Origin of the sequence: Chryseobacterium sp. GVT01B (assembly GCF_019970045.1) — a bacterium.
Classification (GTDB): Bacteria; Bacteroidota; Bacteroidia; order Flavobacteriales; family Weeksellaceae; genus Chryseobacterium.
This window is the reverse complement of record NZ_JAHXYI010000005.1, coordinates 1-22,326: the sequence shown is the minus strand read 5'-3', so window position 1 is coordinate 22,326 and position 22,326 is coordinate 1. Positions and strand designations below refer to the sequence as shown.

The 22,326-nt window shown below is 34.4% G+C and carries 14 protein-coding genes; 9 read left to right on the top strand and 5 right to left on the bottom strand.

The window, feature by feature from the left end; translation table 11 throughout:
* The first annotated feature begins 81 nt into the window (after positions 1-81).
* The gene (locus LC457_RS12510) at positions 82-1,455 is read left to right on the top strand and encodes a site-specific integrase (protein WP_223600126.1); all 1,374 of its coding nucleotides are present in this window, start codon (positions 82-84) and stop codon (positions 1,453-1,455) included.
* 51 nt (positions 1,456-1,506) lie between these two features.
* Here the strand turns inward: LC457_RS12510 and LC457_RS12505 are convergent, their stop codons facing one another.
* Together LC457_RS12505 and LC457_RS12500 are read right to left on the bottom strand one after the other, a co-directional pair.
* Positions 1,507-1,809 (bottom strand): hypothetical protein, encoded by a 303-nt coding sequence (locus tag LC457_RS12505; RefSeq protein WP_223600125.1) that lies wholly within the window; start codon positions 1,807-1,809, stop codon positions 1,507-1,509.
* On the bottom strand, positions 1,796-2,068 hold the full coding sequence (locus LC457_RS12500) for a helix-turn-helix domain-containing protein (RefSeq protein WP_223600124.1): 273 nt from the start codon (positions 2,066-2,068) through the stop codon (positions 1,796-1,798). Before LC457_RS12500 ends, LC457_RS12505 begins: the two co-directional genes overlap by 14 nt.
* Positions 2,069-2,255: 187 nt before the next feature.
* Between LC457_RS12500 and LC457_RS12495 the strand changes: the two genes are divergently transcribed.
* On the top strand, positions 2,256-2,849 hold the full coding sequence (locus LC457_RS12495; RefSeq protein WP_223600123.1) for a hypothetical protein: 594 nt from the start codon (positions 2,256-2,258) through the stop codon (positions 2,847-2,849).
* Between the two features lie 896 nt (positions 2,850-3,745).
* Here LC457_RS12495 and LC457_RS12490 read toward each other — a convergent pair.
* Positions 3,746-5,011, bottom strand: coding sequence for an FISUMP domain-containing protein (locus tag LC457_RS12490; RefSeq protein WP_223600122.1), 1,266 nt, complete (start codon positions 5,009-5,011; stop codon positions 3,746-3,748).
* 1,299 nt (positions 5,012-6,310) lie between these two features.
* Between LC457_RS12490 and LC457_RS12485 the strand changes: the two genes are divergently transcribed.
* Complete coding sequence (locus LC457_RS12485; protein ID WP_223600120.1) at positions 6,311-6,967, top strand: DUF937 domain-containing protein; 657 nt, start codon at positions 6,311-6,313, stop codon at positions 6,965-6,967.
* 419 nt (positions 6,968-7,386) lie between these two features.
* Here LC457_RS12485 and LC457_RS12480 read toward each other — a convergent pair whose 3' ends face one another.
* Complete coding sequence (locus LC457_RS12480) at positions 7,387-10,440, bottom strand: DNA polymerase III subunit alpha (protein WP_223600119.1); 3,054 nt, start codon at positions 10,438-10,440, stop codon at positions 7,387-7,389.
* Between the two features lie 7 nt (positions 10,441-10,447).
* Positions 10,448-11,590, bottom strand: a complete 1,143-nt coding sequence (gene dinB / locus LC457_RS12475) for a DNA polymerase IV (protein WP_223600118.1) — start codon at positions 11,588-11,590, stop codon at positions 10,448-10,450.
* 342 nt (positions 11,591-11,932) lie between these two features.
* Between dinB and LC457_RS12470 the strand changes: the two genes are divergently transcribed.
* From LC457_RS12470 to LC457_RS12445, 6 genes are all read left to right on the top strand, one after another.
* A complete protein-coding gene (locus LC457_RS12470) occupies positions 11,933-13,222 on the top strand; it encodes an FISUMP domain-containing protein (protein ID WP_223600117.1) in 1,290 nt (429 codons plus the stop codon).
* Between the two features lie 1,092 nt (positions 13,223-14,314).
* Positions 14,315-15,190: an FISUMP domain-containing protein gene (locus LC457_RS12465; protein WP_223600116.1), complete on the top strand. Its 876-nt coding sequence runs from the start codon at positions 14,315-14,317 to the stop codon at positions 15,188-15,190.
* A 508-nt stretch (positions 15,191-15,698) separates the two neighbouring features.
* Complete coding sequence (locus LC457_RS12460) at positions 15,699-16,487, top strand: hypothetical protein (protein ID WP_223600115.1); 789 nt, start codon at positions 15,699-15,701, stop codon at positions 16,485-16,487.
* Positions 16,488-18,284, top strand: a complete 1,797-nt coding sequence (locus LC457_RS12455; protein ID WP_223600558.1) for a M36 family metallopeptidase — start codon at positions 16,488-16,490, stop codon at positions 18,282-18,284.
* A 709-nt stretch (positions 18,285-18,993) separates the two neighbouring features.
* The gene (locus tag LC457_RS12450) at positions 18,994-19,665 is read left to right on the top strand and encodes a porin family protein (protein ID WP_209785073.1); all 672 of its coding nucleotides are present in this window, start codon (positions 18,994-18,996) and stop codon (positions 19,663-19,665) included.
* Between the two features lie 977 nt (positions 19,666-20,642).
* Positions 20,643-22,326 (top strand): AMP-binding protein (locus LC457_RS12445; RefSeq protein WP_223600114.1); only part of this gene is annotated, 1,684 nt, incomplete at its 3' end.

Here is a 22,326-nt window from a genome sequence, read left to right as displayed (position 1 = left end):
TAATGAACACGTTGCAGATCTAAACATCTTGATTCGAGGAACTTTTAGTTTGACATTTATAACCTTAAAAAATGTTGAATTATGTTAGTAGAACAAAGCTATGGGCTCACTTTCTTTTTAAAGAGCTCAAAAAATGAAAAGATCCGCCATATTTATGTGCGGATAACTGTAGATGGCATTCCTAAAGAAACCTCTACGAAAAGAAAATGGTATCCCAACCGATGGGATCAGAAAGAAGGCAAAGCTGTTGGAACGAAAGAAGATGCAAAGATTATTAACCTTTTCCTAGAATCTTTAATGAGTAAGATTAACAGCCATAGAACTGAACTTATGAATAATGGTATTCCCATTACCTCTATTGATCTTATAAACTTCATAAACGGAAAATATAAACCTAGAAATAAGGTACTTGAAGAATTTCAGGAACATAATGATGAGATGGGTAAATTGGTAGAGACCGGAGAATATGCCAAAGGATCACATGACCGTTATATCACTGCAAGGTCCCATGTTCAAGAATTTATCAAGTATCAATATAATAAAGAAGACATAGAGTTCAGAGCACTGAACTACGAGTTTGTAAAGGATTATGATCTGTACTTAAAAACAGTAAGGAAATGTTCTAACAATACTTCATTGAAGTATATTAGCAATTTTAAGAAAATAGTGCTGAGAGCTGTTGCAAAAGAGATCATTCCTAAAGATCCGTTTAAGCTATTTATTGGAAAGAAAACCAAAGTTAAAAAGAAGCCGCTGACAAAAGCTGAACTAAAACGAATTGAAGAAAAAGAATTTAGCTCAGAAAGGTTGTCAGTAGTACGGGACATTTTTGTTTTTCAGTGTTACACAGGATTGTCCTATATAGATGCTTTCCAACTCAAATGGGAAGATATTAAAGAAGCTAATGATGGAAGTGCCTGGATTATGTCTAGCAGGCAAAAATCAAAATCTGACACCGATATCCCACTTCTGTCTAAAGCGTTGGAAATTATATCGAAATATAAAGATAATCCATTATGCATAAAAAGAGGCTCCGTACTGCCGGGTCGCTCAAACCAGAAAATGAATGAATATCTAAAGGAGATAGCGGTTTTATGTAATGTTAATGCAATACTTAATACTCATAAAGCACGACGTACCTTTGCCAGTACGGTTACTTTAAACAACGGTGTATCAATACACGTTGTTAAAGAAATGCTGGGTCATCATTCAGTGAAACAGACAGAGGATTATGCAATCACTGAACAGGAATCAATTGCTAGAGAAATGAAAGATCTTGAAGCCAAGCTAAGAGGTAACAATAATTTCAATAGGGGTCTGGTTAAACTTCTCGAACAGCTCGAAAAAGAATTCCATGATTTAAAAAACACTCAGAACGCTTATTCAGAGCTTTCTCTTGCTGAGAGATGTAATGCTTTTGAAAATATGCTCATTAGGGCAAAGGCTATTATTTAATAGAAACAATCCCCTCAATGCATAAAGTTTTGAGGGGATTGTTTTTCTGTCTCAGCTTTTCTGTATAGACAGAATTTCTACTGTGCTGCGATAATCTGGATGATAAGATGGAATGTACTTAATGTATCCAAACTGTTGAAGTTGCTTAAAATATTTATGATAACTGGTTATTGTAGTAATATGCGAAAACTCCATAAGCTTTCTCCTGCTCACTCTGATAATCCATTTTTCATTTTGCTTGCAAGCAAGGCGGGCAATTGCAGTTAACAAAGCAATATGCCAAACATTCAATTTTGGATCACTTTGAATTTCATCAAGGAAATCAAACCAGTGCTGTATATTATTCCTTTCCATAATCAAATAGATGTTGAAGGTCTTCACAGTTGTAATAATACGAGCCCAATAATTTCTTGAATCGAATTTTGCCAGTGATCCTGAGATTTTGTAATGTCGAAGCAGAAATATTCAGTTTTCTGCGAATTACCTTACTCCGCATCCAGCCAAATTCTTCATCCTCTCTTGAATTAGATGGCTTAGATTTTAGTAGGTTCTCAATATCCGAAACTATTAGGTTTCTCAATGCTGTTAAATCATTTTTCGTTATTGTATCCATATTTATAAATTTTGATTAATTCAAAATTTAAACTTTAGACTTACAGATATCCTAAATGAGGAAGTAACAGGCACATTTTTTCTTTGTATTTCTTATTGCCTGTGCAGGAAATTTAGAAAAGGAGTTTTAAGTAGACCAAGATGAACAATTGCCGAACCACTTAGTTGCTGATTTAATTAAAAATTTCATGAAATCAAATCTTATTCTATTGTTGATCTTTTTTTTAAGTTCTTGTCAAGAGCCGAAAAATAATAACAATCACGTTTTAACAGATTCAAGATCGACTATTGTGTATGAAAATATAGTAATTAATAATTCGGAAGCGAAATCTTTGTTTGAAAATGGATTGAAGTCAATAGAAAGTAATAACTATGATGAAGCTTATACATATTTTACCGATGCAAATTTTTTAGAACCAAATAATGTAATAGTATTAAATGGAATTGCGAACATTGAAAGTATGCAAGGCAAAATTAATGATGCCGAGAAAAACTATGAGAAATCACTTTCCATTGATAGTTCATATGTTATTAGTTACGTCAATTATGGAAAACTATTAAATAAGAAAAAATTTTACGAGAAAGCAGAAAAGATATTGAGAATTGGTTTAAGTAAAAGCCCTTCAAAGGCCGAAAAAACGAACTTATACTATAATCTAGTATATACATTGGTCGAAGTTGGTGAATGTGAAAAAGCTAAGGAGTTCGCTATTTTGGCAGAAGCAAATTCTGAATTTGAGGATCAGAAAAATAAAATTTCAAAAAATGATAAAGGGAATTGAAATTTACTGCGATAAATTATAGAAAAATTACATCAAATAACAGCTTATTAGCAACGGTACGGAGAAGTCGAAAGTTTCGCCATTTTAAATTTCCCAAAGACTAATTTATAATAATAAAGTTCCCGCGGTAGAGCCACACCATTGACAATACGAGATACGTTTAAATTGCTACTAAAGTCTCAAAAAACGATAAATTACTGTAATCATACTAGTAGAACAACAAACTATTCGAACACTTATGGGAATTCTTTGGGTTTATTGTCCATATTTATGTAGTGAATGATTTATATACTTTGTATTTATAGGAAAATTCAATAAATAATATATTAGATTGAAATTGAAGTCAGATTTTCTAAAAAAGTAGAAAGCGGATTTCTATGTTATTTTAAATTAGTTTACTATTTATACCTCTTATATAAATTAAAGGAACGGTAAAAAGAGCGATGTGTAAAATGGTTTTGAACGGTATCATACAATATTTAAAAAAACTACCATAGAGAGAAGCTTTTCAAACTAGTCTTCCCAATCCTTTTTCATCATCATCATTATTATTAGTAGTACTAATTTGTATAGCTTCTGAGTGAGGGCACCCTCTTCCTACTTTGCAGGAACAATCTAACATAAAAAACCAGCTTGATACAGGCTGGTTTGATTAAATAATTCGGATGAGAAAATTTGTATTTCAAGCCTGATAAAAGTTGACAAAATTTTTTTTAATCATAGCAGGTTTTGGGTAGTATTATCACTGATATACAGTAGTTTTCAATCTTAATGTCATGTAAAGATTTTGTACTGCCGGGTACTAACTTTTTCTTTTTGCCTTTTATTTATATTAATTCTAAACTAAATATAATGTAGATTTTTCCTAAATAGAGAAATTAATACAATCAATAGAATCAATTTTCTGAAATACAGCGTACTGAAAATCCGAACGTACGACTGTTGGCATAGGCTGGAGTTATCGTATTGCTATTGAAGGTGAAGGAAAAGGCGTTTGTACTACTTTCCGTACTGCTCCAATAGTCTGAGGAGTAGGCGCGATTAATTGAAGCGCTGTTTCGGCTGCCGGCAGCAGGAAAGACCAGCGTACTCGTTCCATTAACAAATTTTTTACCCACACCGAAGTTCGTAGCACTACCGGGAAGAGCAACAAACGTTCCTACATTAGAGACCGTACTGTTATTATAAAATGAAATCCACTCATTTCGGGTAGGAACACGAAAACCCTGAGGGCAAGGATCATTGGTGGTCTTTACAGGAATGGCCTCTGTACCTGAGTTCCATGCTTTATTAGCTGCAGCCGTGGTACTCCAGCCAGAGATTGACGTAGCGGGGGTATAGGCGGTAGCTACAGCCGCTTTTTTACCCCACTGGTAATAGTTTCCGTGAACACCCTGTACCATCTGCTCAGGATCTAGTGTAGGATCAGCTCCTAAATTGTGGGTCATCATCTGGCGGGTTTGGTTGTCAATCGTTACATCTACTACATCAGCAAAGCTGGTGGAAGGTTCTACCGTAAGGTTAAAACCACAATTAAAGCCAAATAGATCTATATTAAAGGTAGCGGTACCTGCTGCAGACGGTGTTCCGGTAATGGTAAATACCAACGTGCCATTTCCGTTGTTTAAGGTGCCGGAAGGAAGGACTGCCGTAAGGCCGGTTACACCAATAGAAGGAATACTCAACGCAGAATAGATCCCACCGTTTCCTCCTGTGTAAGGAACGTTGGTACTCACTCCCGCAGCAGGACTGGTAGTTTCTAGTACCCCTGCATGCGTGGCATTAGAACATAAAAGTTCAGTGACCGAACCCGTGATTGTTCCACTGGACACCATTTTCACCCAGCGGTTACTTCCTGCATCAAAATAATAGAAGCCCTTAGAGTCCATACCCTCTACCTGACCGGTACGATTGCCTTCATCAGGAGCAGCGGTCACAAAGACTAAAGTAGCATCCTGATCATTAGCATAAACGCCTGCCGTTTCAGCAGCTTTAAGCTGGTTACCCGTTACCTTCGGAAGAAGGAATCCTTCAGAAGAACTTCCGTCTGAAGTCTTACTGGATATTTCCAATGTTGTTTTGGGAGCAGTGTTGTTGATTCCCACCTGGCTGTAGGATACAATGCCTACGAAAGCCAATGCTAATAAATAATGTTTTTTCATCTGTTACAATTTTTGTTAATTTTTAACCAAGAATCCGCTTAAAGAAAATAAATCCAGACTCTTACAAATTTAATTTATTAAATGACAGTACTTTAACTGATTGTTATAGTATCATCACTAAACAAGTGTCGTATTTTCACTAGCGTGTTGTAGTGGAATCATAAATATTCATTTGCTGCCATCATAAACGCTCAGAAGCTTTAAAGAAGTAGTTTTTGTTTTTAAATACTTAATATTTTGAAATTATTGTATTCAGTTGTATAAAGGGAATTTTCTAATTTTTGAGAATATTTATTGTTCGAGTAACTCTATATATTCTATTTAATGTATTCGCTTAATAAAGACTTTGGACACCCAAGCTAAAAGAAACTTTAAGTATGTAAGAAATAAAATAAACCTCACTCTTATTTTGTAGCGAATCTATTGTTAGCACAATTAATGTTAAATCTTGTAAGTAAATTCAGGATAAGACATACCAAAAGGTAAATTAAAAATTTAGGCTGGATTTTATTAACTGAGCTTTTGTAATATATTTATTGTAGTAATAAAATCACAATGTGTTAGATTTAATACTACGCTTTGTTTATAAGGTATTTAGTGAAATGTGGTTATATTTGTTTATGATCTTTAATAAATAATTTACATTGATAATTTCAAAAAAACACAATTTATATTTTAAAATACGTAACTCATGAAAAAATGTATTTATTGCCAATTTCCCTCACTGGTACATTAACTTTTGCGCAAGCCGTAATGAATAGTGTGAAATCTGAAATTACTCTCGATGTAACCGGTAAACAAATGACGGAACTTTTTCCGAATGCTTTCTATTCCAATAAGAACAGGAAACACAACACAGAAGTGATACTATGAACTCCTATCTGGGTCTTATGAAACATTGTAATGCTTTCAGATTTTTTAGTGAATGATCAGCCAAATTCATTACAAGTATGGATTCTATAGCGAAAATTTGGATAAATACACATTAGTTGACATAAAATTTAATTAAACTTTTCATTGAAACAAAGTCAATATAGATTTTAAGACATTATAATATTTTTACAAGTAACTGTTGCTCCAAATGCCGAGCTAATAGCTCAGGCATCAAAAACCTAAAATATAGGGATTATTAAATAAAAAAGGATAGAACTCCTGATAAACGTTACAGTGGAGGTAAATAAAGTAATGTGACTACACCCAATACAGGCTCAAACTGTTAACAGATAAACTGTTAAGACACTCCTGAAGAACAGCATATTTTTAATAATTTCAATATACTAATACCTAAATAGATATACAATGAGTTTAATTGATTTAATTACAGGAAACACAGGCAATCAGGTAGCTGAACAAGCCGGAAATAAATTCGGAATCAGCAAAAACCAAGTGATTGCCTTGTTAGCGGTAGCAACTCCTCTCATTATTTCTCATCTTAGAAATAAATCCAAGGATGCTAAAGAAGCAGAAGCTTTAAACAACGCTTTAGACAAAGATCATACTGGAAGTATATTAAATGATGCATCTCAGGCTGAAACAAGACAGGCTGAAGGTGGATCTATTCTTGATCATATCTTTGGCAGACAAAGAAGTGATGTTGAAAACCAATTGTCGCAAAACACAGGAATTTCAGCAGATAAGATAGGTCCTGCCCTTGGAATGCTTGCTCCTGTGGTCATGGGGTATATAGGTCAGCAAAAACAGCAAAATAATGTAGGTGCAAGCGGTCTCGGAGATCTGTTAGGAGGAATCCTTGGAAATGCATCAAATCAGGCTCAGGATCAAGAATCTCATCCTATCAATGATATTCTTAGAAATGTTATGGGAGGTAGCACCCAATCCTCGGGAAATCCCTTAACTGATATACTGGGAAGTGTGTTGGGTGGTGGAAGTGGAAACGGGCAGCAAGGCGGTAGTGGTTTAGGCGGCTTCCTGGGTAATATATTTGGAGGTAAATAACTGACTTATTTAATATTTTTGATAAATAAACTCTTAATTTAATTGCTAAGAGTGATCAAGTCAGGTTGTTAATAGGATAAAGTACAGTAATTGCACTCATCTGAGAATCAATGTTTGAGTAAAGTGAAAAAGAGCATGTTTGTACTCAAAAAAATAACAGATATCTTCCATTTTTTCTATATAATAAGCAATTTAGCTTTTTGCAATGTCAAAGTAAAGATCTCATTTTCTTTTCTCTTTATTTTATGTAGTAACCCAATAAAAGAAATAATCTGAAAAAGATTAATACAAATGCTATTAATTTTATGATTCGCTCCATAAAGTTGATAAGAGTAGCTTTCTCATAATTGAGAATGCTTCTAACCCAGCAGCATTACGCTTATAAAATTTTCTTCGGTTAATCCAGTACCAAAATCCTATTATTGCATTTTTTGTCTTGGCAATCTTATTTCATGCTCCTGAGGATAAGGCCTTCGCCATGTCATACTAATATCTTCATGTAGATTATGCTGGGCTTCCAATGATTTTTCTTTATCCATGGAATATCTGGGATCTGGAATAAAAGGCATTTTGGCCATTTTATGAATAGTAACAGTAGGAAAGTGAAAATCTACTTCTACCGTTCCTAATAAGAGATAGCAGCCCCCTCCCTGAAAAGGATATTCTTCAAGACAGCTGGGAAAATGAGCGGTATCAAAGTATTCTCCTTCCGCATCAATCCAGGTACCAAAGTACATCGTCCCTTTTTTGGTGGGGACATGCTTTCTTGAAATAAGATAAGCAAGCATTTTAACCTGTTTTTTATGATATTGGGTAAGGTCTTTAGCCATTACATTACCTCTGTATCTGATTTGTAACAAATCAAAAGGGCTGAATGAAATGGGAAAACCTAATATTTCTATTTCATCAAATGCATCTTCAAATGGGTTTCTTTCAATTTTCGGAAGCTGATAATCTTTCTGAGGTTCATTAAGTAAAGTTGGATGCCTGAAGGTAATCTTATTATTTCCCAAAAGAAATCTTGATTCAATCAGCAGTTCATGTTTCTGTTTGCTAGTAAAACTGAATGCTCCAATAAAGATTAGAATTTGCAGTGCTTCTATACCAATAGGAATCCTCTTTACAAAGTTTTCCAGGGAGGTATAATTTCCATTTTGATTTCTTTCTTCAGGAATCAGCTGTGCTAATGATGTTTCCAATCGTTCAATATGCATCAGCCCTAAATAAACATCAGTGCTATAAACCGTTGTCTGGTATTCACTTAAATTGACACATGGATTATGAATAGAAGCTCCTGACATCCGGGCTTCATGAATATATACTTCAGTTCTGTAGAACCCGCCACCATTATTGATAGCGGAAACCATAAATTCAATAGGGTAGTAAACCTTTAGATATAAACTCTGATAGCTTTCCACGGCATAGGATGCGGAGTGAGCTTTGCAAAAGGAATATCCTGCAAAAGATTCGATCTGCCGGTATACCTCCATAGATAACTGCTCAGAATGCCCTAGTTTTTTACAGGATTCAAAGAAATTATCTTTTACCCTCTGTAAGGCAGATAAAGACCGGCCCTTACCACTCATCGCCCTCCTTAGCACATCACCATCAGGAGCTGATAACCCACCGAAGTGAAGCGCAATTTTAATAACATCCTCCTGATATACCATAATGCCATAAGTTTCTCCTAATTCTTTTTCAAAAACCTCATGAAAGTACTCAAATTTTGTAGGATTGTTATGTCTGAAAATATATTCCCGCATCATTCCGCTTTGGGCCACTCCGGGCCGGATAATGGATGAGGCAGCAACCAACACTTTGTAATTGTCACACTTCAGTCTTCTCAGTAATCCCCGCATGGCAGGGGACTCAATATAAAAGCAGCCGATGGTTTTTCCTGAACTTAAATATTCATTGCATCTGGCTTCATCTTTTGATATAGAAGTCTCCTGGATGTCTATATCAATTCCTCTTTTTTCTTTAACCAGCTTTACAGTGTCATTGATAGTACCTAAACCTCTCTGTGAGAGAATGTCAAATTTTTCCAGCCCAATATCCTCAGCAGTATACATATCAAACTGAACAATCGGAAAGCCTTTGGGGGGCATTTCCAAAGCGGAATAATTGGTAATGGGCTCTTCTGAGATCAGAATTCCACAGGAATGCATGCTTCTCTGGTTAGGAAACTTTTCTAAAAGTTTTCCATAGTAATGAACCTGTTTGGATATTGAGTTATTATCATGTTCTTGTACTGGTTTTGTTGCCAGTGTATCCAACTCATCTTTTGGAAGTCCGAATACTTTTCCTATTTCCCGGAAAATAGATCGGTATTTGAATTCGACATTGGTCCCACAGAAAGCAACATGGTCTTTACCATATTTGTTAAAAATATATTCCAGAATAATATCTCTGGTATGCCAACTCCAGTCAACATCAAAATCAGGAGGGGTTTTACGGTTGAGGTTTAAAAATCTCTCAAAATACAGATCCAGTTCCAGAGGACATATATCAGTTATTCCAATGCAATAGCTGACAATGGAATTGGCACCGCTTCCTCTTCCTACGTGCATAAATCCCATACGATTGCTGTATTGGATGATATCCCAGGTAATCAGAAAATAGGCACAGAAATTAAGCTGATCAATAACTCCCAATTCTTTATCTACTCTTGCTTTTGCCTGTAAGTTATTATTGGAATATCTTTTTGAAAGTCCCTGATAAGCTAACTTTTTTAAAAGTTTAAAATCATTTTCTTTGCTTTCTGTGAAATACTTTTTGTTTTTAGGCGTTGAAAAATCAAAATCAAAACTGCAGGCATTGACAATGTATTTTGTATTCTCAATGATTTGAGGTTCATGTTGAAATTGAGCCAGAAGTTTTTTTTTGCAGGCAAACATTTCATGGGCTTTACAGTAATCATGCTCTGTAAGTTTGCTGATTAATGTATTGTGATCAATTGCTCTTAATATTTTATGGAGCTCATATTCTTCAGGTGTGGTAAAGGTAACCGGATGTAGTATAACCATTTTATGGATCAGCAGTTTCAATTCCGGCTGAATCAAAAAGTTTAACTGATCTTGTCTGATGCCTATAAATTCATGATTAGATAACTTTTCAGGAATATTCTCCAATGGATATATGACAATAGTATCTTTAAAAACAGGATTTATTTTGGGGATTTCAGTGCCATCACAGTTATAAGCCGTTAAAAGTCTGTTGATTTCTCCAATACTCTGTTGATTTTTGGTCAGACAGATATAGTACAGTTCATCCTGAACCCGTATTTCAACTCCAACGATCGGTTTGATATGATGATCCTGGCAGAGTTTGTAGAAATCATAAATTCCTGTAATGGTATTGATATCAGTAAGAGCCAGGGTTTTTATATTAAAGTTGACAGCCTGCTTTACCAAATCTTGAATAGAAATGGTACCGTAACGTAGACTATGATAGGAATGGCAGTTCAGAAACATATTGTAATTATTTTAATAAACCGGAAGCTCTTCCAACACTTGAGGCCCCAAACCTATCTTTGATCTTATCCATCGTCTGATACAGTGAGATCAGTTCTTCTGTATCTTCAAAAAGATCCATTTGATGACATCCGTGAACCAGTCCTGTAAATTTGACTCCGACCAGCCTTATTCTCATACGTCTGGTATACACTTTTTTGAATAGTTCTAAAACATACTTGAGCAGTGTGTGGTCAGCCGAGGTGTAAGGAATCCTGCATTGTTTGGTTTCTGTATCAAAATTGGAGTACCGGAGTTTTACAACCACTACTGATACCAGCCATTTTTCTGCTCTGAGCTGATAGCAAAGCTTTTCAACCATTCCGGACAAAATACTTTTGATGCCTTGAATATCTATAGTGTCCTGTGCAAAAGTATCTTCTGTAGAGATGGACTTTCGTTCTGAGTAAGAAATAACAGGAGTTTCATCAATTCCATGTGCTTTTTTCCAGAGCTCATTCCCATTTTTGCCAATCAATTGCTGTAGTACTTCAGCGGGCATTTCAGAAAGGGTTTGAATTGTTCTTATGCCCAACCTTGAAAGCAACTGAAAGGTAACATCTCCCACCATTGGAATTTTTTTAACTGATAGCGGATTCAGAAATGGCCGAATATCAGGTTGCTTTACTTCGAATCTTCCGGATGGTTTGGATTCTCCTGTCCCAATTTTGGATACAGTTTTATTGGTAGACAAAGCAAAGCTTATGGGCAGCCCAGTATTTTTCCGTATAGTTTCAGCTATGTCAACTGTCCACTGATAGCATCCGAAAAATTTATCCATTCCAGAGAGATCAAGATAAAATTCATCAATGCTTGCCTTTTCCAGAACAGGTACTTTTTCCTGTATAATTTCCGTTACCATATGAGACATATTGGAATACATTTCCATATCTCCTTTAATTACTATTGCTTCGGGGCAAAGCCGTAAAGCCATTTTAATGGGCATAGCACTTCTAACTCCGAAAAAACGGGTTTCATAAGAGCAGGAGGCTACTACACCGCGGTCTCCACCTCCGATGATCACAGGCTTTTTCTCCAGTTCGGAATTTTTCAGCCTTTCACAGGAAACAAAGAACGTATCCAGATCCATATGTACAATTGCCCTTTCCATATTGCAAAATTAGATAAATTTTGTATCATTTATTACAAGTTATTAGATATAATTTGTATCATTTTTTAAATTCCAGGTTTAATGGCCTTTTACAATTATTATACTCCTACTACAAGTTGTCGTAATTATCATACAAGCCATGCGATATAAAACTACATGATCTCCAATCCCTTTATTAGTGTGGTATTTTAAATTTGTAGCCATCCTTCAGCTTGAAATTTCAATCGTAATGAAGCAGAAACATGGATGCTGTAAAATCTAAAAATGACTTCAAAATGACATATTTTGAAATTATAGGACCTTTTCGGAAATTAAATTAAAAAAATTAAAATATTTAGGTAAATGAGGAAAACATATTTATTATCGATTTGTTTGATGAGTGTTTTGTCTTATGGACAGGTGGGAATTAACAATAAAGTTCCCAGATCTACTTTAGATGTAACAGAAAAAACAATAGATGGGAGTCACGCAGAAGGCTTAATGATTCCACGTGAAACAGGGAATGCCCTTAAATTGGCCGATAACGCTGGAGTATATGGATCGGATCAGGATGCTACATTGATTTTTGTAACTAAAGAAGCAGATTTATCAAAACGTACTGGACAGGTTGAAAAAGTAGATTCACGTGGGTTTTATTTTTTTGATGCAGGAATTAACCGTTGGGTGAAAATTGTGTCGAGCAGCAATACCAATATAGGTCAAATCACACAGTTGCTGTGTTCATCTTCAGTCCATTCAGGAGTTTTGACTTCCGGAACTCCTGCTTCAGGAGTTACAACCCAGATACCTTATAATGGAGGTAATGGAGGTTCGTATAGCAGTTTGAGTTTACCTTCCATCGGAGTGACAGGACTTACTGCCATACTTACTGCAGATTCATTTCAAAACGGAAGCGGTACCCTTAATTTTAGTATTACGGGAACTCCTGCAGCATCAGGGACGGCTACTTTTAATATTAGTCTAGGCGGACAGACCTGCAGCTTTAGCCGTACTGTGAAGGCAGGCAGCTCTTTTGCTGATGATATTGAGGTGATTATTGACGGAAAGATCCGTAGAATGAAAGCGCATAATGTAGGAGCTGATACATCAGAAAATCCCGATATTCCTGGTCAGTCTATTATAGGTGATTATTTTCAATGGGGCAGGAAAGACCCTGTAGCAACAGCTTATACTTCCTCTTCTGCCATTTCAGGTTACAACACGACCAATGCTGCTAACAAATCCTGGAATAAAGGCAGTGAGTCGATACCTCAAAAAAATACCCTGAATGATCCCTGTCCTAGCGGATACAGGGTTCCTACAAGAGCGGAATGGCAGGGATTTATTACTGCCAGTACAACAACCAATATAGGAACATGGGCCTTAAGCGCTACTGATGGTGCTTCCAATTTCAGTGTTGCCAAGGTATTTAAGAATAACGGAAATACGATTACTTTCCCTGGCGGCGGAAATCGTTTCTATGCTACGGGAGCATTGGGTTATCGTGCTAATAATGGAAATTACTGGAGCAGCACAGAGAATGAAGTACTTAACACAGATGCCTATTTTATGTCATTCTTTAAGGATATTGCTCCTGCCAACTATTCACTTAGTCGTCCTTATGGTTTTTCTGTACGCTGTATCTCAGAGTAAATAATAAATAAGGGAAAATGGACTTTGATAAGCCATTAAAATACTGTAAGTAAAATTATGAATATTGTTATTAGGGCTGCTCTATGAGCAGCCTTATTTATAATTTATCATTATACATATAAAGAGCTATGTCAAATCAATTCAAATCAAGCAACACTTTAATTTCTATGGCTACACAATATTTTTTAATAGATGGGAAAATGAAGGTGAAAATGGTGGATCTATTTAAACTTGATAGATGATGGATTTTGATCAAAATATTTATAAAAATTTTACATACCCTAATCCTTTTTATTCTTATGCCTAGCGGTTTTATATCCTGGTTTTTATTTGTAGTTTAAAAACGATAATTTCTTAGATCAAATACGATAGTGATGTAGTGGATATAATGTATTATGTTCTGTATTTTTATAAAGTATCTTCATTTATGGTTTACATTATTTAAGATACTAGTATTATATAGGTGAAAAAATAAGCTTAGGCTGTTGAAGTGGTTAATGATGTAAGAGGTTTAATATCAGAATGATAATATTAGTTATTGTATGATTTTCTTGTGAATAAAGAAAATCATTCCTTAGAATTATTTCGAATGGTAAATATCATCAGTTATCAAGGAGATAAATTACAAAATTAACATTCGAATTTTTGATTTTAATTATCTTCAGATTAACTAGTTTACATACCTTATTATTTATAGAAAAATGTATTAATAGATCCAAATAAAACTAATCATCAAATATTTAACACATGAGAAAAATGTATTTAGTACCAATGTTTTTTCTTGGTAGCTTATTTTATGGACAAGTTTATACTGATACTTCAGAAGGTATTATAATACCTCGTCTAGCGGGTAACATACTTAAAACGGCTGAAGCAAATGGTATTTATTCTAATGCTAAGAATGCCATTCTGGTATATGTTACAGCTCCTCCTGATCCTGATAAACGTACTGGCCAGGTAGAAGGAATAGATGATAAAGGTTTCTACTATTTCGATGCAGCTAGTAATCGATGGATCAAAATTATCTCTACTGATAACACCATAACAGTCTTATCACAGTTGTTATGTTCTTCTTCTTCTAATGTTGGACTCTTGGAAACAGCACGGCCTGCTTCTGGGGTAAGTTTAATTTTACCCTATAGCGGTGGGAATGGAGGCGCGTATTCTGCTTTAAGTATTCCTTCTACTGGTGTTACAAATCTTACTGCAAATCTCTCCCCTGGAAACCTTAGTATTGGTGGTGGCTTTTTAATATTTAACATCAAAGGAACACCTCCTACAACCGGAACGGCTACGTTTAATATTAATCTGGCGGGTAAAACCTGCAGCTTCAGCCTTCCTGTACAACCTCGGACTAGATTTGATGATATAGTAAATGTCTCGATTAATGGTCAGATCCGCCAAATGATGTCCCGAAATCTAGGCGCTAATCCTATCCTGGACCCTGATTTGCCTACACAAGCTATTATGGGGGATTATTATCAATGGGGTAGAAAGGATGCAGTGGCTACATCTTATACGTCTGCTGAAGCTATTTCAGGATGGAATAAAGAAAAAGCACCTGATAAAGCATGGAACAATGGTACAGAAACTGAGCCAATAAAAACGGAGAATGATCCTTGTCCACCAGGCTTCCGTATTCCTACACGACATGAATGGGTGGGATTTAAAGCGAGCAGTACTGCTAGTCAGATTGGAACTTGGACTACATCATCTACAGATGGAGCCAACAATTTTACTGCTGCCATGGTATTCTCCAACAATGGAAACACCTTAACCCTACCTACTACAGGATACCGATTCTATAATACAGGAGCATTAACAAATCGAGCTTATAACGGTAATTATTGGAGTAGTACAGAGTACGCCAATTCAAACGCGTACAATTTTTCCTTTAGCAGTACAATTAATCCAGAGAACAACGGAAACCGTGCAAATGGCGTGTCGGTACGCTGTATTTCAGAGTAAAATATTATAATATATTGCTTTTTAAATAACTTCTAGAAACCAATGCAGCAAATATTATTTATTGTATTTTCTAAGTTTGTTATGCCTGTTAGTTATTCTCGCTTTTTTTCAATAGTAAACTAAATGTACTCATTATTTAATATGTGATTCAAATAGTTTTAATTTTATGCTATAGTCTATATAAAACTATATTGTTTTTCTGGGAGGAAAAATATAATTACTTTATGTTTGTAATGTACAATCAAGAGATTATTTAAGATATCATTCATTATTAGATTATCTCAGAAATCCGTGTAACACGAATTAACTGTACTATTCAATCAGTGTCCCCCTATGGTAATATACTGATGTATTAGCAAGAAAAATTATTTAACATAGAAGCTAATTTATGTTAGATTAATTATAATATCCAATACAACAAAAATCATTTTTGATACTGTTGTTTTATTCTATTATCACTAATGAGAGAGATATAATATTTTTTCTCCTCTTGCAAATACAGTACAATATGAAAAAGCAAAAATTACCTCTGCTGCTATACGCAGTTTTATTATTTCTGTCAAATGATTTGTTTTCTCAGAATAATGAAGATCTGATAAAAAGCTATATTTCAAGAAATAAACTTAAAGAGTTTAGAAAGATTGACCTCACCAACTTCACTATTGAGAATATTGACCGATCAGAGTCCTTAAATGGAAGTATTGTTAAATTCCAGCAAGTTTATAATGGAATTCCTGTATATAGATCTGGTGGAACGGCTTTCATAAGAGACAATAATATACTTTATTATACTGATAACTTTATTAAAGACTATCAAGGAATTGTCTCTGAACACCGAAAAATTACTGACAAAAAATTTATTTTACAAACATTAGCTGATTTCTTTAAGAAACCAGAAATCAGAAATTATGCCCTGTTTGGTTTTTATGATTCCAGTTCTGGTAGTAGTAATATAGTAAGAGAAAGGCAGGTGTATGCAATACATAATGATGTTCTTATCGTTTGTCATGAAATATTAATTTCTGAGCCAGAAACTTCTAATTACTGGAATATATTAATGGATGCAGATAGCGGTAATATCATTAGTAAGGTCAATTTGGCATCCTATTGTAATTTCACCACAAATAGATATTCCCATGATTTTGCAAACCGTAAAAATAACTCTTCTATTTTTATTGGCACACAATATCAGCCGTCCAGTTTATTATGGACCTCAGATCATGCTTCTTATAACGTATTTAAATTACCTGTAGAGGCACCTACTTTTGGTAACAGAATGTTGGTCAATGATCCCTGAATTCCTACTGCCTCGCCAGAAGGATGGCATTCCGATGGTACCAATCATTATACGATTACTAGAGGAAACAATGTGTATGCTTATATTCGTAATGAAATTGCTGACTATTCGCCAGATGGAGGAACTTTAAGAACTTTTGACTATCCATTTAATATAGATGGGACTTCTTTGGATAATCGTGATGCTGCCATTACTAACTTATTTTATATCAATAATAAAGTTCATGATATTTTTTACCAGCTTGGTTTTACGGAGTCAGCAAGGAATTTTCAGCAAAATAATTTTAATAATGGAGGAATTGGAAATGATTATGTATTGGCAGAAGCACAAAATAATCAAGGTACAAACAACGCTGTTTTTTTTCCTACTCCTGAAGGGATTAACCCCACTATGAAAATGTTTTTATGGTCTCCTATTAAAAGGTTATATTATAATACACCACCTCAGGCAACAACAAGGAAGCCGATAGCCAAAGCTGCCTCTTTTGGATCTGTTTTAAATAGTACAGGAGTTACCGAGGATGTTCAGTTAGTTACTGGAGCTTCCAATGCTTGCACAGTATTATCTGCCGGTTCACTTACCAATAAAATTGCATTGGTAAAAGGGTTAACGATGTCAGAACTTCAGCAAAATCCTCCCTGTACATTTACCACTAAAGTAAAAAATCTACAAAATGCAGGTGCGAAAGGTGTCATAATATATGAAGATACCATGTTAGAGAATATGGCCCCTATAGGGAATGATAGTACAATAATAATACCCTCAGTATTAATAAGGAACTCTGAAGGAGAGTATATTAAAAATTTGTTGCAAGCCGGAACAACCGTCAATATAACTTTAAAAAGTGGTCCGGGAGACACTGCTCCGGATGGTAGCTTTGATAGTGGAATCATGATTCACGAATTTGGTCATGGAGTTTCAAACAGGTTAACTGGTTCGGGATATAATTGTTTAGAAACAATTGAAAGTCAGGAACAAATGGGAGAGGGATGGTCAGATTTTTTTGCTTTGATGCTAACCAATACACAGAGCAGCAGTGAATCAATTCCACGAGGTTTAGGAACCTATATAATCGGAGAGCCAACTACAGGCAATGGAGGTCGTCTCTCCAGATATTCTCCAGATTTTGCCATTAATAATTATACTTATGGAGATACCAATGGCATGGCGGATGAACATTCCATAGGTTTTGTTTGGGCAACAATGCTTTGGGATCTTCATTGGAAATATGTAGAAAAATATGGATATTCAGCCGATCTTATAGCCAATACGACCAATGGTAGTACAAAAGTTATGCAGCTTGTCATAGATGCTCTCAAACTTCAGGCCTGCAATCCGACATTTATTGATGGAAGAGATGCAATTCTTGCTGCTGAACAGGCATCCACAGGTGGGATAGATAAGTGTATGATCTGGAAAGCTTTTGCTAAAAGAGGTTTAGGAGTCAACGCTTCTGCAGGAAGTAAAACAGATATTAATGATCAGACTGAGGATTTTACTGCTCCCTCTGTGTGTAATTCATTAGATTCAAAAGAAGTAAGTATAAATAGTGCTGAAGTTACACTTTATCCTAATCCTGCTAAAAATGAATTCTTTATCAATTTTTCCGACCATATATTAGGAAAGATCGGTATTGAAATTTATGATATGTCAGGTAAATTGATCTATACTGAAAATAAAGTACCACCAGATACAAAGAAGGCGATATCTACAATGGGTTGGGAAAATGGTACTTATATGATTACTATAAAGGGATTGGGCATTGAGATTGTACGTAAGGTTGTAGTGAATAAGTAAATTATTGCGACAATTTATTGAAGTATTAAAAACAGGGGATCAGATGGCATTTGGTTTCCTGTTTATTATTTGGTTATCTGTTACGTACAACTTTAAAATGTTATTATGAAGTTAATTCTACAATAACCCCTTAAAATGTAATCTTTGAGGTGTTCCCTATAAGCAGGTAGTCGGTCAGTTTTATTTTAAATGAGAATTTATATCATTCCATAGCATTAGCTGTAGGCTTTGTTCCCTATTAAGAAGATTGACCTCTTTCAAACAAATTAACTATACATTTTGTATGTAAAATCAAAATTATGGTTGAGCTTTCCGACTGAGATACATGTTTTTTTGTTTTCACAGGTTGTAGTTTAATTAATGTTGGCACCTCTTGATTCAAGCGACTGAATTAATGCATTGAGTTTATAGTAGTGATAAAACTACTTGATATTAGTGATAATACTATTGATATTCAGTTATATATGAGGAAATATCTATTTACATTTGTCATGTCTCTTTAAAGAATTTTCTACATTATTGTTTCATACTGTAGATATTTATGTTTTTAATGATCCGGCATGGCCACACAATTGCCGGATCTCTTTTATATCATAGCAATAGTGCTAGTATTTCAGATTAAGATATAGTCTTACAATTATGTTGATTTATTATCTCTTAATATTGAAATGACAGTGAAAATTTTCAAAACAATATAAAACCACAGCACATGAAAAAACATTTATTATTCTCAACTTTGATTCTTTCTGGTTTGTCTTTTGCTCAAGTGCAATTGAAAAACACAAGGTTTGGCCTTACTGCAGGTGCGAACTATTCAAGGGTAGCCAATGCCCATAATCCCTCCGGTGCAAGATATACTTTTCAAGGAGGAGCTTTGGCAATGATACCGATGGGTAAAACTAATCAATTCTTTATCCAACCGGAAGTGTTATATTATGGGGCGGGAGAAACCGGGAAAGATAAAGATGCCAAAGGAAAAGATGGTTATGATGCGGTATATGCTAATAATTATCTAAGTGTACCTCTTTATTTCAAAGGATACTTTTCAGAATCCGAATCTGAATTCTTTGGATTAATAGGTCCTAGATTTAATTTTTTAGTCAATCAGAATGTAAAAAATACTCCTGTAGGAAGACCTTATTACAATCCTGATGTTACTGATCCAAAACAGCCTTCAGGTGTAAATGGTAAAGCTAAGAGTTTCAACTGGGGACTTGGACTAGGAGTAGGATATAGTTACAAGCGGCAAGTTGAATTGGCTTTAAGGTACGATTTAGGATTCTCAGATACATATCCAGGCCTTGTAAATGAAATTGGAGGTAATGATAGTAAAAAGTCAGAACAGGTGATAGCCTTAACTTTAAATTATATATTCAAATAGATAATTTTCAAAATATAGAAAATCCCGGAGAAAGAAGTTCTCCGGGATTTTTATGCAATATAAAATACCTGCGCTTAGATTTGTAGCAAAAATTTTACTTTCAATTATCTATAACGGACGAATTGTAAGATAGCTTTAAAAACAAAATGAGCTGTCTCATTTTTGAGACAGCTCCATCTGTAATTAAAATAAAACTTATGTATAAATACGTCAATTATAGGGAGTTAAAAAGCGCGGCAATGGGAATGATGATATGCATTGCCGCCACATAGTTAAAAAAAATAACTTAAAAAACACTTTAAAAAGGATATTAGATGGCGCGAACCATTCCGAATATATATGTTCGTTTATTAATTTCATGGTTATATAAATAATATAAATTTTAAACCGATTTATCAAAATTCATGTCGGTACACTGTGAATACATAAAGCATATGTTCTAGACTATGTACAGCAACCCGAATGTTGAGATAATTTTATCGAGATTTCTATCAATGTAATACTTAACTTACATTTCAATATTTCTTTGATCAGTTTGATCGGCTTCTCTGAAAGTGATCATATACAAAATTACATTCTTATCACTTAGGTAACTATAAACTAACAGTCGTATTATCACTATTTAAATGTAGTTTTTTCACTAGCACACAACGTTCTTTAGGGATCATACAAAAGCTTTCAAGGGGATGTTTTATAGATATTTTTCTTGATGTATTGCAATATAAAACTACACAGTATTGGTAATCAGTATGATATGAGTGTGTTAATTTTACACTTGAAAAAGAATACTTATTACCATTATTTCTTATTTGTAAACAAATGGTAAATATATATTGAAGAAAATGAAGCTTGTATCATGACTAAAAATATAAAGATTCTTCTTTTCATTACACTAATAATCATTAAGACATAGCTATCAAAAGATAATTAAAGTATCTGTTATTCAGGAGAGGTAATATGTAATTAATATTCTTATTATGATGAAGAAAGAATTTTTATTAAAACTGACTCCCTATCAGGAAGTTTTTTATGACAATTGGAAGTTAAATCCTTTGAAAGGTGATCCTCACATTATTTTAGATCAGACCTTCTCAGGAACTATTGATATAGAAAGGCTCAATATAAGTCTGGTAAGATTTGTTAATCATAATTTATTGGTTAATAGTAATATAGTTAAGGTGGATGGAGAATTGTTTTGGAAAAGCAAGGTGCAGTTGTCTGATACGACTCCGCTGCTCGTATCTCTCCCTAATCAGACTGATTATGAAGAGCTTTTAAAGCTTGTACTAAAGCCATTTGACCTTGAAAATGATCTACTGTCAAGATTTTATATTATTAAACAGGATGATGGAAAATATAGAATAATCTATGTGTTTTCCAGCATTCTTATTGATCGGCTGACAGATAATTTTCTTCATAGTGAATTGAGTAAATATTATAATAATAGCAGTTATGACAATCCAGTAAGCCTTTTCGAGCAGGCACATTTACTTAATGAAATGAATAAGGAGGTAAGGACTATATTGAATAATGGAAAGGAGGTAATTGCTGATTTTTGGAAAAGACATTTAACAAGCATTGAAAATCCGGGTTTCAAGTTTCTAGAAGTGTATAATAAGTCTGTAAGTGATTATAGTTCATTCAATGAAATAAACTTTGAATTTTCCAAAGAAATACTTTCCAAAACAAATTTGTTAACGGAAACTTATAAACTGACTCCTTATGCCTATGGACAGCTAGTACTTGCTATTTTACTCCATCGAATATCAGAGGTTAATCATCTGATTATTAATTACCCGGTAAGTATTAAGAAACAGCAAAACTATATTTTAGGCTCACATGTTAATACTACTGTTAAAGGATATTATTTTTCTTCTGATAGCAGACTTAAGGATCTGATTAAGCAAAATATGGAGTACCTCGATAGTTTATGGAACACCAAAGCGGATTACTTGCCTATATTGGATCTTATGAAGTACGCTCCAAGACCTGATATTCTGGAGTTTAATTTTTCTCAGACTAGCTTCAAGGACCTTTTTATTGATTATCATGGAATTGCTGATATAACAGTTAATGATGAATTAAGTTTAAATGCAGTTGACATGATTTCTATGGAACAGGAAGTTAAAAATGAAATACTTTACTTTAAGATAATATATAATAGCTCTCAACTTAATCCCGAATTGATTATAAACTTTATAGAGCTTTATAAAAATCTGTTTATCTGTATTCTGGATGATTTATTGGATAATAAAACCAATCGATTAATTTCTGATTACCATTTATTGAATTATGAAATGCATCACCGAGTAGTTTCTTCCCAGAATGATACGATTAAATATTATGATAAGGAGGCTACGATTCATGGATTATTTGAGGAACAAGCGCTTTGGACTCCTGAGCATACGGCATTGGTATCTGGAGATGTACGTCTTTCTTACCGAGATCTTAATGAAAAGGCTAACCAGCTTGCCCATTATCTGATCCAGCATTATGATATCCGTCCTGATGAACTGATCCCTATTTGCTTTAATCGTTCAGAAAAGATGCTGATAGGTATTTTAGGTATTTTAAAAGCAGGCGGAGCTTATGTTCCTCTTGATCCTGGTTACCCTGTAGAGAGGCTGGGTCATATCCTGAATGATACAGGGGCCCGTCTTA